Origin of the sequence: Saccharothrix sp. NPDC042600 (assembly GCF_040647305.1) — a bacterium.
Classification (GTDB): domain Bacteria; phylum Actinomycetota; class Actinomycetes; order Mycobacteriales; family Pseudonocardiaceae; genus Actinosynnema; species Actinosynnema mutabilis.
In genome coordinates, this window is record NZ_JBEZBW010000031.1 from 26,797 (window position 1) to 40,327 (window position 13,531).

Here is a 13,531-nt window from a genome sequence, read left to right on the forward strand (position 1 = left end):
GAATTTTGGTGTCTGCCGGGAGCGTAGACTCGATACAGGACAGAATCGGCCCTGATATGTGGGGTGACCCGTGTCGCATCCCCTCACCCGCGTCTTGACGCTGCTGGAGCTGCTCCAGTCCCACCCCACGCTCACCGGAGCCGAATTGGCCAACCGCCTCGGCACCGATGTCCGCACCGTGCGCCGATACACCGCTCACTTGCGCGACCTCGGTGTGCCGGTGGAGGCGGAACGCGGCCGCTATGGCGGCTATCGACTGGCCCGCGGCTACCGAATGCCACCGCTGGTCCTCACCAACGACGAGGCACTCGCCGTTGTCCTGGGCCTGGTCGCCGCAGAACGTGTCGGGATGGGCACCACGCTGGCCACCGCGGGCGCTCTGGCGAAGATCGAGCGGGTGCTGCCGCAAGCGCTGCGCGAACCGCTCGCCGCCATCCGCGAGTCCCTCGCCTTCACAACCAACACTGTGATCGGGCAGGCACCAGGCACCGGTATCCTGCTCGCCCTGGCCCAAGCCACCCTCAGCCGCACGACGGTCAACATCGGCTACCAGTCGTGGCGCCGGCAGAGCACCGAACGCGACGTCGACCCCTACGGCGTGGTCTTCCACAACGGCCGGTGGTACCTCGTCGGCCACGACCACCTCCGAGACACCCTGCGAACCTTCCGCGTCGACCGCATCGAATCCGCCACCCCCAAAGCCCACGACTTCACCGTCCCTGAGGACTTCGACGCCGTCGCCCACCTGACCGCGGCCCTGGCGCAGGTCCCTTACCGCTGGCAAGTCGAGGTGACGATCCATGGACCCATCGACGAGATCGCCCGCCGACTGCCCCGCTCGATGGCAACTCTCACCGTCGACACCACGGGCGTCCTCATGCGCGCACGGGCCGAACGCCTCGACGGCATGGCTCACCTCCTCGCCTCCCTGCAATGGCCCTTCACCATCCACCACCCCGCCGAGCTGAGGCATGCCCTCAGGGCATTGGCTGAACAGCTCGCAGCAGCCGCAGAACGAGAACCGGCAGAACGAAGCCCGCGACCCGAGGCGCCTGCCGGCCTTGCCAAAGACCCGGACCGCCAAGGCGCCAAACGCTGACTCCTTCAGCATCTGCACCACACCGACCAGGGGTGTGTCGGGCTTGCACAGTGCAGAAGAGCAGCCTCCGCCGCCACACCCCGCTGATTGATCCGTTGTCCAGAACTACCGATGTCATCGGCGCGGTGCTGCGAACGTCCACCCATTCACACAATCATGCGCACGGCGGTCGATCCGCAATTTTCGGGCAACGGACCGCTGCCTGCGTCGTCACCGTCCGCCCTACGCAGCGGAAGCGCCACCCGTACCCGGTTTCGCGCCGCACAATCAGGGCATCCACAGCTTCTCTGTTGGGCGAATGAATGACAGCTCCCGCGCGAAGCCGAACCTGTCGCTCAGGGGCAGCAGGCGCAGCAGCGCGAAGGCGTTGGTCGCGCCGCGGTAGGCCAGACGGAGCGGCAACAGCCGGTCGTCATGCCGTGCTGGTCGATGCCACGGCGGATGACAGCCGTGCTGCGAGCGCTTCGAGCTCCTGGGCTTAGCGCGCCCTCTACCTGCGTGGATGGAGTTATCGGCAGCCACACCGTCGTAACGTGGCTGCTGGCCTGCGGTGCCCGTCCGCGACCACCCGGCACAAGACGGAAGCACCGAGCATGATCAGGGGCCGACAGGTGTTCCTCGGTCGGGACGTGGGCACGGGCGAGCGAGACACGACGAGCAGTGACAGAACAAGCTCTGGCCGCTGGACCAGCGTCCGTGACCCTTGCCCAATGCGGAGAGACCTCAACCCCGCTTGGTTGTGGCGACCGACGTTCGCGCAGCCACCCCAGCAGGCACATCGCCCTCGCGGTCCCGGAGACCGCAGCACGACAGTCGACTGCCACGCGCAGGACCTAAGGGCGGTGGCAACCTACAGCCCACCAAGGTTCACCCATTTGGGTGTTAACGGTTCGGCCTTTTGCACAATTTATTCCAAGAGTGCCCCAGTGGAACGGGATGGTCCGATGGGTGCCAGGTATCAGTACGGCGGCAATCTTCCGATGACGAGCACCGCCTCCGTACTCGACTGCGATCGCAGTCGCGATCCTCGGCAACTGTTGCCCCCTTCAGCTGGCAAGCATCGTGTCGCCAGATTAAAAGCCACCTTAAGCAAGCGGGCGGCAAAGCCGAAGGGGAAGCTGTTGTGAAACTTTACAAGATTGCCCGACTGGCGATCGCGACAGTGATGTCAATGACAATGGCGTCGCTGTTCCTGGCGACGTCCGCGCAGGCAACTACAGGCCCAGGCTGGAACAATCTTTGGGTGCGGGCGGCGTGCGTCAGCCGGTACCCCGCTCCGGCTGACTTTGTCGAGAAATTCTATGTATGGGTTCCCAACAGTCCTCAAGGCGACAAGTTGTTCATTCCGTCACAAGGCGGGCTCGGCACTTACACCGAGTATTTCCATTACCACAATGTCTACAAGAAAACTTGGGGGAGCACCTACCTCAACTACAAGGTCTACTGCCGGACAACCAATTCGATTCGAACCGGGCAAATCCTCTGGGGCGGCGGCCTTGGCGGCACTCATTGGGTTTCCATTGCCGCTTGAGCGGCGATCCCGCGCCTCCGAGCGGCAGCAACGAGTCAGCCCACATGATTGCAGCTAGGTACCTGATCACAAGTGGCTGTTTGTGAACTACCTCTGTGGGGCGAGCTGGCGGGTGGCGGTGCGGATCATGGCCCAGCGGACCATGGCTTCGCGGTAGACCGACCGCCACCGCCCATATCGCTCGGGCAGATCCCGCCACGGGACATCCGTGCGCAGCTTCCACAGGTTCCGGTGAACCGCGAGCCGCGCACCGCCGGCCGCCGGTCACGTCGGCCGGTGCGCCCCACGATCGGCTTCCTGCCGCCAGGGCGAGCGTGTGGTGTGCGGTTGGGCGAACGTGGATTGGTCGTGCTCGCGTGTCCGGGGCGCCCGTCGTGGGCGGGATTGGTCGTGGAGGGTGCGTAGGTAGTGGGGCACGTCGATGTGGAGGGGGGCGGCGGGGGCGGTGCCGTGGAGGTGGGCGGTGTGGGTCAGGTGGGCGTCGATCTCGGTGGTCATCGTCGGGGGGTCCGGTGTCGTGATCGCGCCGCGGATCACGTCGGCGATCCACCGCGCTTGCGCCTCGAAGACCGGGGTCAGCGCGCCGAGCGGGTGGACGATCCCGCGCACGAGACCGGCGAAGTAGAGGCCCGGGCGGTGTGGCGGGATGATCCGGAGGTACAGCGCGATCCGCCCGTCGGCCCGGCACAGCACCTCGCGGGGCACCAGGGTCGTGTCCGGGCGGTAGCCGGTGCAGTGGACGACGGCGTCGAACGCACGGCTGGTCCCGTCCGCGAAGTGCACGGTCGCCTGGTCCACGCCGCGGACCGCCGGGGCGACGGTGATGGCGCCCCGGGCGATGTGCTCCAGCAGGTCGTCGGAGACGACCAGGGGCTCGGACAGCACCCGCCGCGCCGGTTCGGGCAGGCCGTACGCGGTCAGCGGGCCGCGTCGGGCGTGCAGGACGGCCTCCACGAGCAGGCGCCGCGCCCCGAACGGCAGGACGGTCCACCACCACCGGCGGCGCAGTTCGTCCCAGGGCACCCCCAGCAGCCTGCGCGGGACCACGTGTGCGCCGCGTCGCGCCGACAGGACGGTGCTCGACGCCACGCGGGACACGTCGGACGCGATGTCGCAGGCGGAGTTGCCCAGTCCCTGCACGAGCACGCGACGGCCCCGGTAGGCGTCCGCGCCGTGGTAGTCCAGGGTGTGGACGACCGGTCCGGGGAAGGAGTCGATGCCGGGGATCGGCGGCTCCGGCAGCCGGGGTGTCCAGTGGTGGCCCGCGGCGACCACCACGTGCGCGAAGCGCCGGACCCGGGTCGCGCCCCGGTGGTCGCGGGTGGTGACGTCCCAGGCGCCCGACTCGTGGGGGCGGACGTGCTCGACGGCGGTGCGCAGCTCGACCCGGTCGCGGAAGGCATGGGCGCAGGCGTCGAGGTAGGCGGCGACCTGGTCGTGGCGCGGGTGCGTCGGGTAGGCGTCGGGCATCGCGGCCCAGCTGAACGCCGTGGGTCCTTTGGAGGTGTTCAGGCGCAGCGACGGGTAGGCCGGGCCGGCGGAACCGCCCGAGTAGCTCCAGAGGCCGCCGATGCCCGTCCCGCGGTCCAGGCAGGCGAAGGGGACGCCCCGAACGTCGAGCTCCCGGGCGACGGCGAGCCCGGCGAAACCCGCGCCGACCACGCACACCCCGGCGTCCCGGCCGCCGGTCATCGCGGTTGCGGCACGACCATGTCGAGCGTGGGCGCGTGGCCGTTGTGCCGCCGTTCGGTCGGGGCGTGGCGCAGTGCGGCGAACTTCTCGCCGATGGGCCGGATCACCCGTTGTTCCACCTGGTAGTAGTTCGTGAGGGTGGCCAGCGGCACGCGGCGCAGGAACCAGTGGCCGGTGAGGTTGCAGCCGATGGCGAGGTGGCTGTGGAAGTTGCCGGTGAGCCAGCCGCCGACCTCGGCTTCGAAGGTGCGTTCCAACCGGAAGAAGTTGAACAGGCTCTGGGCGGTGGCGTGGACGGTCTCGGTGTCGTCGTCCGGGTGCGGCTCGGCGACGCCGAACCAGCACTCGGGCTGTGCGGCGTCCTCGACGTAGGCGTCGTTGAACCCGAGCCACGGCCAGACGAAGGCGATCAACCTCGTCCGGGCGGTGAGCAGGTCGTCGGGCGCCTGCCCGTCGGGCACGTGGTCGGCGTCGACGTAGGACCGCCCGAGCCAGGTCGGGGTCCACAGGTAGTAGGGATAGGCGCTGTCGTCGGAGAGCAGGTAGCTGTTGGCGTTGGAGAACAGCTCGTTGCCCCCGACCGGGCGCAGCCGCACGCCGTACTCCGGCAGGGCGAAGCGGACCGAGAGGACCTCGAAGAAGACGCGGATGTCCCGGTAGTACTCGGTGAGCCGGTGGTAACCGGCGGCGGCTTCGGCGAGCACGGCTTCACGGAAGATCACGTCGCCTCGCTTCCGGCGCACCCGCCGATCGCGCTCGTCCGGCCGGTATCGCCTCGTCACACCGCTTGATCACTGCACGTGACGAGCACTGTACAGGAAGTCACAGATGCCCACATGGCGTAGAGTGACGACCCTGATGCGGAGCGTGCATGAAGGCGATGTGCTCGACGCAGCGGTGGTGGGAGCCGGTGCGGCGGGCTGCTACTGCGCGTACCGGCTCGCGGGCGCGGGCAGGTCGATCGCCCTCTACGAGCGCTCCGACCGGATCGGCGGCCGGCTGTGGTCGGCCCCGATGCGGCACGCCCCCGACCTCGTGGCCGACCTCGGCGCGATGCGGGTGCACCGCGGGCTGAGGCCGGTGCTCGGACTGCTCCACGCGCTGGGCCTGGACCGCGACCTGGTCCCGTTCACGTTCTCCCGCCCGGAGAACCTGGTGCAGCGGCACGGTGTGGTCACCCGCGAGCGGGAGATCCGCCCCGCTCCCGACGACCTGGTGGGGCAGGCCGCCGAACGCCTGGTCCCCGGGTTCGCCGACCTCCGCCGCCGCCTGCACGAGGCTCGCGGCGACCGTGCCCGGACGGACCTGCTGGAGACCTTCCGCCGCCGGCGGGACCGGGTCCGGCTCGCGGACCGGTCGCTGGGCGGGCTGACCTGGCCCCAGGCCCTCGACTTCGCGCTGGGCACGGACGCGGTCGCGTTCCTCCACGACGTCGGCGGGTACGACCTCCGCCACAGCGGCGAGAGCGCCGCCGCCCGGCTCGACCTGCTCCTGCGCACCCCGCCCGACGCCGAGTACCTCACCCTGCGGCACGGGATGCAGAGCGTGACCGACGCCCTGCACGCCGGGTTCACCGTCGCCGGCGGCCACACGCGCACCGGCAGCAGGCTGCTGCGCCTGGACCGGGAGCCCGGCCACTACCGCTTGACCTTCGCCGGGCTCCCGCCCGCCCGCGCCCGCGCGGTGGTGCTCGCGCTCCCCCCGGAGGCCCTGCGCGACCTCGACCCGGACGGGCTGCCGGTCGCCCGTCGGCTGCGCCGCGCGCTGGACGCGGTCGAGGCCGTGCCCGCCTTCAAGCTCTTCCTGCTCTACCCACGACCGTGGTGGCGACGCCTGGGCACGACCGGGGGCCGCAGCACCACCGACACCGCGCTGCGGCAACTCTGGTACGGCGGCACCTGCCCGTCCTCCGCCGCGAACGGCCCGGCACTGGTCCTGGCCGCCTACCCCAGCGGCCGGTGCACGCGCGCCTGGACGCCCTACCGGGACAGCCGGCCGCACCACACCGCCCGACCCGCGCCGAGCCCCGGCGCGGCGATGGTGGACCACGCGCACGCCCTGCTGGCCCGGATGCACGGCCTGCCCGATCTCGACCGCCCCCTGGACGCCTGCTGGGCCGACTGGAGCGCCGCCTGGCACGTGTGGCGGCCGGGACACGACGCCCGCGACCACGCACCCCTCGCCCGCCACCCCGTCGCCGGCGAACGGGTGCACGTCGTCAGCGACTGCTGGACCCCGGACCCGGGGTCGCTCGAAGGCACGCTCACCTCGGCCGAAGACGTCCTGCGCACGTGCTTCGGCCTGCCCGTCCCCCCGTGGTGGCGCCCGTGACCACCACGTCGACCGCGCGGAGGACACCGTGGGAACCCCGACCCAGCCCGATCTCGTCGACCTGGCCGCCCGGGTCGCCGCCGTCCCCGCGCTCGCCGAGCGGCTCGGTGGCGACCCGGCGCGCTGGGAGGTGCGGGAGATCGGCGACGGCAACGTCAACTTCGTGTTCTCCGTGCACGGCCCCGACGGCGCGGTCTGCGTGAAGCAGGCGCCGCCGTACGTGCGCGTCGCCGGATCGTCCTGGCCCCTGTCCCCGCACCGCGCCCACTACGAGCACCGCGCGCTGCAAGAACACCGCCGCCACGCCCCCGACCACGTGCCCGAACCCCTGCACCACGACCCGGGAACCCACCTGCAGGCCATCGAGTACCTCGACGGGCACGTCGTGCTCCGCCAAGCGCTCATCACCGGCCCGCCACCCGACCGCCTCGGCCACCACCTCGGCGACTACCTCGCCCGGACCCTCTTCCACACCAGCGACCTCGCGCTCCCCGCGCACCGCAAACGAGCGCTGGTCGCCGAGTTCGAGGGCAACACCGAGATGTGCGCGATCATGGAGCAGATGGTCTTCACCGAGATCTACCACCCGTTCCACCGCAACCGGTGGACCAGCCCCCACCTCGACGCCGACGTCCGGCACCTGCGCGCCGACACCGCCGTGCTCATCGCGGTCGCCCGCCTCAAGGACCGCTACCTGACCAGCAGGCAGGCACTGCTGCACGGCGACCTGCACACCGGCTCGATCATGGTCTCCGACCACGCCACCCACGTCATCGACCAGGAATTCGCCTGCTTCGGCCCGATCGGGTTCGACATCGGCAACCTGCTCGCCCACCTGCTCATCAACTACTTCGCCACCACCCCGCCGACCGGGGGTGCGGAAACCCCCGCCCAGACCCGGGTCCTGGAGACCGTCGAGACGGTGTGGACCGCGTTCGCCACCCGCTTCGCCGACCTCTGGCGCACCACACCGACCGGCGACTCCTACCCCGCCGCGCTCTTCCCCGCCGGCACGGACACCTTGCACGCGGAACGCCTCCGCTACCTGGACGAGGTCTTCCGCGACACCACCGGCTTCTGCGCCGCGGAGGTCGTGCGGCGCGTCGTCGGCTTCGCCCGCCCCGCCGACTTCACCACCATCGAGGACGCCGACCACCGAGCCACGTGCGAGCGCGCCGCACTGCGCCTGGCCCGCACCCTGCTGCTCGACGACCACCACGACATCCACGACGTCACCGAGGCCGCCCGCCGGTCCCGACACCACGCCGGCCACCTCAGTTCGACACCACCCGCGGGCTGACCCCCAGACGGCCGGCCAAGCCGCGCACACCCATCCCTTCCGGCGAACACCGCGCCCAGGTCCAACGCCCACCGTGGCACCTCCACCACGTCGGCGTAACTGTCCGACCGAACGCGAGGAGATCAACTCCATCATCATCGACTGAGCCGACACTGTCGGTGGGGGCTGATTGACTGGCCGAGTGTTCGAAACCCCCGACGAGCTCCACAGCCTCCAAGTCCTGCTCGACACGTCGCTGGCCGGCTCCAGCAGCCACCTCAAATCGATCATCCGGCCAGGTGAGAGCACCTTGAACGCCGAGCAGGTCGTCCGGGTCTGCCAAGGCATGTGCACCCTGGCCATCGCCACGGTCACCCGGCGCGGTGAGCCGCGCATCAGCGGCGCCGACGGGCACTTCCTGCACGGCCGGTGGATCGTCGGCACCCACCGCCAGGCCGCCAAAGCCCGTCACCTCGCGGCACGGCCCGGCATCAGCGCGACCTTCATGCGCGGCGAGCAGCTCGGCATCTTCACGCACGGACACGCCGTTCCGCTCAACCCCGAGGGGGCGAGCAGCGACCCGACCTGGCCGGCGATCCGCGACTACCTCGTCAACCACTACGACGGCGACAGCGACGACCCGTTCTGGGACGAGAGCATCTATTACCGCATCGAACCCGGCTGGATGGTCGCCTACAGCAACGACCCCGTCGGGCTGCTCGACCGACAACCGCCGGTCTGAAGGAAGCTCGCGCGGGTCGAAGCCTTCGCTCGCTTGCTCGTGCCAGGCGGCGAGGAGGGCTGGGAGGTCTTCGACTGCGCAGGCCTGCCAGCGCGCCGGTTCACCGGCCCCCGGCCGCGGGGGTGATCATGTTCGAGCAGGACACGGTGGCGTGTTCGCCCTTGGCCGTGTTGTTGGCGACGAGGTGGCCGTTGACGGTGATGGTGCACGAGATCGACTTGCCCTCGCCGTTGGTCGCCATCACCTGGGCCACGCCCAGCCCCGGCCCGGCGGGCAGGACGACTTCCCGGCGCCACGGCAGGTCGACGGTCTCGGCCAGCTCGGTGGTGTTCACGCCCTCGGTGGCGAACCTGATCGCGGGCGCCTTGCCGCCGGGGCCGGTGACCTCGTAGACGACCGTGTGCGTGGTCGGGGCCGGGTCGGGCTCCCGGGTGGTGATCATCCACGCGGCCGTGCCGGCGGCGGCCAGGGCCACGATGGCGGTGATCGAACGGGTTCGTCGGCCGGCCGGTTTCCGCCCGGGACGGCGGTCGGGGCGCGTGCCGGTGGCGGAGGTCATGGTTCCTCACTTTCTCCCGCCGCCCGGACGGGTTCGCGCAATCGCGGCGAGTGCGCGGTCATGGTCGCACCGCTGCGTTGTGTTGACCAATGCTCCAGTAGGGTGTGATTTCGTTTTCCCGATGCCCGGCGGGTGTCGGTTGTCAAATCTGGAAGGCAAATACCCGTCACTTTGGTGGGCGCTTCGAGGGTCGCGGTCGCGTGCTGTGACCTGCGCATATGTTGGATACTGGCCTCTGGGAGCGCTGTCGGGCATTCTGTGGCACAAACGGTTCTGTTAGCTGTTGGTCACATCATTGAGAGGCGTCGGGTGCGACCCAGTTGACCGACCGTTAACGCATGGGTAATCGCTCGGACATTGGTCGCGGATGTATTGAGGTGCCTTCCGGATGACGGTTCACCGGTCATGCGTGAGGGTTTTCCGATGTGACGAAATAGGTCTCAGAAGGGGAAACAATGCGCTCTCCGCACGTACCACGCATGTTCTCTTCGGGAGGGAGACGCCGTCGCTGGTCACGGGCCACCGCGCTGGGCTCGGCGCTGCTGCTCTCCCTGGCGGCCGTCGGGTTGTCCGCGCCGACGGCCACCGCGGCCACGTTCACGGTGTCGATGCAGAACCTCCAGTACAACCCGCCGACCCTCAACGTCCAGGTCGGTGACACCGTCAGGTGGACCAACAACGAGACCAACGGCGTCACGCACAGCGTCACCGGCGGCCCGCTGTCCGCGGACGTGAACCCCGGGGAGTCCTACTCGTTCACCTTCACCTCCGCCGGCACCGTCAACTACCGCTGCCGCTTCCACCCGGACATGCTCGGCAGCGTGGTGGTCGGCGGCACCAGCCCGACCACCACCACGACACCCACGACCACCACCACCACGGCACCCACGACCACGACCACCACCAGCCCCCAAGCGCCCGCCCCCACGACGACCACCGGCTCCGGCGGCCTCCCGATCGGTGGCGGCCCGGTCCCGGTGTCGTTCCACATCACCGACAACCAGGGCTCCTGGTACGACACGAACCTCAACCTGTTCGGCACGCGGTCCCTGGCCGTGGCCGAGCTGCCGCGGGTCAAGCCCGGCGGGCTCATCCCCGGCGTGCCGCTCAACGGCCTGCCGCTGCTGGGCAACGGCGCGCTGCTCGGCTCGGCCGCGAGCGACCTGCTCAACGGTGACCTGGCGAGCCTGACCCAGTTGCAGTTCAACAACGGGTCACCGCTGATCGGAAGCCTCGGCGTCGACCCGGCGCAGCTGCTCGGGCTGGACAACCTGCGCAACGCGATCGGCAAGGTGCTCTCCCCGCTGGACTGGCGGTCGATCAAGGCGAACTCGCTGATCACCCAGCTCGCCCAGCAGATGGCGGCCCGGCCGGCCAACGCCAAGACCGGCCTGCTGGACCTGCCGGTCGGCGTCGACCTCATGAAGGTGCTGGCCGACATCCAGGCCTACGTGTCCAGCACGACGATCAGCCTGCCCGTGACGGTGAACTTCGACATCTCGGCGCCCGCCGCCGAGTCGGCGCACACCATCACGAACCTGATCTGGCCGGAGGCCGCGGCGGGCTTCCCGTTCGACCAGCCGGGCGCCTTCGTCGGCAGCACGACCGCGCAGCTGACCGAACCGGGCCTCTACGCGTTCGTCTGCAAGATCCACCCGTACATGCTGGGCGCGGTCGTGGTGGACGACCCGCTCACCCCGGGCCTCGACTTCGGCAAGAAGCTCAAGGTCAACAGCCGCGCGCTGAACGTCCCCTCCGACGCGGACATCATCGCCCAGCTGGTGCTGAAGTTCTTCAACATCACCTCGCCGGGCAACTGGCAGACCTTCAGCAACACCGAACAGCGGACCTGGAACCCGACGTTCCCGCCCGCGCCGATCCTGATGTACGACTCGAACGGCTCGCCGCAGCTCGTCCCGATCCTGGACGCCTACTTCAAGAACAAGTTCGACACGCCCAAGACCCTGCCGGCGCTGAACCAGCGGCCGGGCACCCCCGGCGTGGGCGAGGTCTGGATCGACACCCAGATGGAGAAGACCGCGGGCAAGACCAAGTCCGGCACCGCGACCAAGGTCGACGTCACGTCGTGGACGGTGGACCGCAAGGTGGCGCTGCCCGAGATCAACATGAACAACCCGCACAACATGTGGACAGACAAGGACGAGCGGTACATCTACCAAACCGAGTGGTTCGGCAACAAGCTCGACGTCTTCGAACGGGCGACCGGCCGGTTCGTCCGGCAGATCGAAGTGGGACCCGACCCCTCGCACGTGATGACCAGGACCGACACCGATCAGCTCCACGTCGCCCTCAACGGCGGCGCGTCGGTGGTGGAACTGTCGCCGGGCGGCACGAAGATCGACCGCCGCATCCCGGTCCAGGGCGTGGGGGAGAAGGTCGCGAACCCGCACGCGCACTGGATGACCGGCGACGGCAAGACCATGGTCACGCCGAACGTCAACAGCTACGACTCGACCATCGTGGACATCCCCACGGGCAACATCCGGAAGGAGGCCACCGGCGAACTGCCGATCGCCACGGGCATCACCCCCGACGGCGCGAAGGCCTACGAGGCGAACTTCATGGGCGGCACGGTCTCGTGCATCTCGCTCAAGGAGGACGCCTGCAAGGACGGCGGCGCCACGGTGCACAGCAAGCAGATCGACCTGTGGCGCAACTACGACCCGGTGGCCGGTGAGCGCGGCCCGTTCGGCGGCCTGCCGATCCAGTTGCCGGTGACCCCGGACGGCAACGCGGTGCTCGTGGCGAACACGTTGACGTCGAACATCACCGTCATCGACCCGAAGACCGACGAGATCGTGAAGTGGTTGCCGTGCGACTCCGGTTGCCACGGCATCAACTACGGCGCCAAGCGGGGTGGCGGTTACTACGCCTACATCTCCAGCAAGTTCGCCAACACGCTCATCGTGGTCGACACCGACCCCAACGGCGACGGCAGCCCTTCCGACGCCGCCGTGGTCGGGAAGATGGTGCTCGACTCGACGTCCACGACCGCGACGGACGACCAGGTCGTGGACTACATGGGCATGGGCGGCATGGGCGTGCTCGCCGTGCCGCTGGTCTACAACGGCTGGGTGCAGAAGGTGCCCAGCAACCCGGTGAACGACCAGCTGACCTGCCGTCAGCGGCACCCGATCACCTACTCCACTGATTGCTGACACCACCCACCACGCGGCCGGGAAGCCACCTAAAGGGTGGTTTCCCGGCCCGTGGGCGCCCTGCGAAAGGCGGCCCATGTCCACCGAGTCGGCAAGCGAAGACATGTTCACGGCAGGCCCGTCCCGCACTCCCGTGAGACGCGTGGTCCTGCCCGTCCTGCTGGCGTTCCTGCTCACCACGACCGCGGTCGCGGTGAGCGTGACGACGTTCGGCTCCACCCCGGCGCCCGTCGCGGACCCCGTGCCGCCGGCCGCGGCGGGGGAGGACCTCGGCGACGGGACGCGGCTCGCGCCGTACGAGGTCGTCGACGGCGTCAAGGTGTTCCGCCTGCGGGCGGCGCCGATCAACTGGGAGGTCTCGCCCGGCAACGTCCGGCAAGCGTTCGCCTACAACGGGATCGTGCCCGGACCGGTGATCCGGATCAACGAGGGCGACACCGTGCGCTTCATCCTGCAGAACGACCTGCCGGAGGCCACCGCGCTGCACTGGCACGGCATGGACCTGCCCAACGACCAGGACGGCGTGCCCAACCTGACCCAGCCGGAGATCGAGCCGGGGCAGAGCTTCACCTACCAGTGGAAGGCCATCAGCACCGGAACCCATTGGTACCACTCGCACATGCACGGCGACCAGGAAGGTCGCGGGCTCTACGGCTCGCTGGAGGTGGTGCCCAGGTTCGGCGACATCGCCGCGGACCGCGACTACCGGCTGATCATCGGCGACGGCCCGCTGGGATTCGTGTTCAACGGCAAGAGCTTCCCCGCCACCGCGCCGCTGCGGGCCCGGGTGGGCGAGCGGGTGCGCATCCGGCTGATCGGGTCCGGCCCGGAGATGATCCACCCGATCCACCTGCACGGCGGCTACTTCGAGGTGGTGGCGCAGGACGGGAGGCGGTTGCCGGCACCCCAGCAGATGGACACCGTGCTGGTCGGCGTCGGGCAGACCTACGACCTGATCTGGACACCGACCAGGGTCGGCAAGTGGATGATCCACTGCCACATCTTCTCCCATGCCGAGACCCACACGGGCATGGCCGGGCTGGTGTCGATCTTCAACGTCGACCCGCCGGCGATCGGCCTGCCGCTGCCCCTGCCGATCGGCGGCTGACACCCGAACCC

General features: G+C 69.4%; 11 protein-coding genes and 1 pseudogene. 7 read left to right on the forward strand and 5 right to left on the reverse strand.

Going from position 1 to position 13,531, the window contains the following annotated elements; translation table 11 throughout:
- Positions 1–94: 94 nt before the first annotated feature.
- Positions 95–1,099, forward strand: a complete 1,005-nt coding sequence (locus AB0A74_RS20260) for a YafY family protein (RefSeq protein WP_358251448.1) — start codon at positions 95–97, stop codon at positions 1,097–1,099.
- A 267-nt stretch (positions 1,100–1,366) separates the two neighbouring features.
- Here the strand turns inward: AB0A74_RS20260 and AB0A74_RS20265 are convergent, their stop codons facing one another.
- On the reverse strand, positions 1,367–1,501 hold the full coding sequence (locus tag AB0A74_RS20265; protein WP_358251449.1) for a hypothetical protein: 135 nt from the start codon (positions 1,499–1,501) through the stop codon (positions 1,367–1,369).
- Between the two features lie 721 nt (positions 1,502–2,222).
- On the opposite strand from AB0A74_RS20265, the gene AB0A74_RS20270 reads away from it, so the two are divergent.
- Positions 2,223–2,630 (forward strand): hypothetical protein, encoded by a 408-nt coding sequence (locus AB0A74_RS20270; RefSeq protein ID WP_358251450.1) that lies wholly within the window; start codon positions 2,223–2,225, stop codon positions 2,628–2,630.
- An 87-nt stretch (positions 2,631–2,717) separates the two neighbouring features.
- Here the strand turns inward: AB0A74_RS20270 and AB0A74_RS20275 are convergent.
- The 3 genes and pseudogenes from AB0A74_RS20275 to AB0A74_RS20285 all read right to left on the reverse strand — a co-directional run.
- A pseudogene (locus AB0A74_RS20275) lies at positions 2,718–2,864 on the reverse strand (hypothetical protein); the annotation flags it as partial.
- A gap of 30 nt (positions 2,865–2,894) precedes the next feature.
- Positions 2,895–4,322, reverse strand: a complete 1,428-nt coding sequence (locus AB0A74_RS20280; RefSeq protein WP_358251451.1) for an NAD(P)-binding domain-containing protein — start codon at positions 4,320–4,322, stop codon at positions 2,895–2,897.
- Positions 4,319–5,044 (reverse strand): hypothetical protein, encoded by a 726-nt coding sequence (locus tag AB0A74_RS20285; RefSeq protein ID WP_358251452.1) that lies wholly within the window; start codon positions 5,042–5,044, stop codon positions 4,319–4,321. The genes AB0A74_RS20280 and AB0A74_RS20285 overlap by 4 nt, the downstream gene beginning before the upstream one ends.
- Before the next feature lie 136 nt (positions 5,045–5,180).
- On the opposite strand from AB0A74_RS20285, the gene AB0A74_RS20290 reads away from it, so the two are divergent.
- From AB0A74_RS20290 to AB0A74_RS20300, 3 genes are all read left to right on the forward strand, one after another.
- Complete coding sequence (locus AB0A74_RS20290) at positions 5,181–6,653, forward strand: NAD(P)/FAD-dependent oxidoreductase (protein ID WP_358251453.1); 1,473 nt, start codon at positions 5,181–5,183, stop codon at positions 6,651–6,653.
- Positions 6,654–6,681: 28 nt separating this feature from the next.
- The gene (gene mtnK, locus AB0A74_RS20295) at positions 6,682–7,953 is read left to right on the forward strand and encodes an S-methyl-5-thioribose kinase (RefSeq protein ID WP_358251454.1); all 1,272 of its coding nucleotides are present in this window, start codon (positions 6,682–6,684) and stop codon (positions 7,951–7,953) included.
- 181 nt (positions 7,954–8,134) lie between these two features.
- Positions 8,135–8,674 carry a pyridoxamine 5'-phosphate oxidase family protein gene (locus tag AB0A74_RS20300; protein ID WP_358251455.1) on the forward strand — a complete coding sequence of 180 codons (540 nt, stop codon included), beginning with the start codon at positions 8,135–8,137 and terminating at the stop codon, positions 8,672–8,674.
- Positions 8,675–8,774: 100 nt separating this feature from the next.
- Here AB0A74_RS20300 and AB0A74_RS20305 read toward each other — a convergent pair whose 3' ends face one another.
- On the reverse strand, positions 8,775–9,233 hold the full coding sequence (locus AB0A74_RS20305) for an MmpS family transport accessory protein (RefSeq protein WP_358251456.1): 459 nt from the start codon (positions 9,231–9,233) through the stop codon (positions 8,775–8,777).
- A 479-nt stretch (positions 9,234–9,712) separates the two neighbouring features.
- On the opposite strand from AB0A74_RS20305, the gene AB0A74_RS20310 reads away from it, so the two are divergent.
- Positions 9,713–12,412, forward strand: coding sequence for a cupredoxin domain-containing protein (locus tag AB0A74_RS20310; RefSeq protein WP_358251458.1), 2,700 nt, complete (start codon positions 9,713–9,715; stop codon positions 12,410–12,412).
- A gap of 142 nt (positions 12,413–12,554) precedes the next feature.
- Entirely contained in the window at positions 12,555–13,520 is a 966-nt protein-coding gene (locus AB0A74_RS20315) for a multicopper oxidase domain-containing protein (protein WP_358251459.1), read from the forward strand.
- The last annotated feature ends 11 nt before the right edge of the window (positions 13,521–13,531 follow it).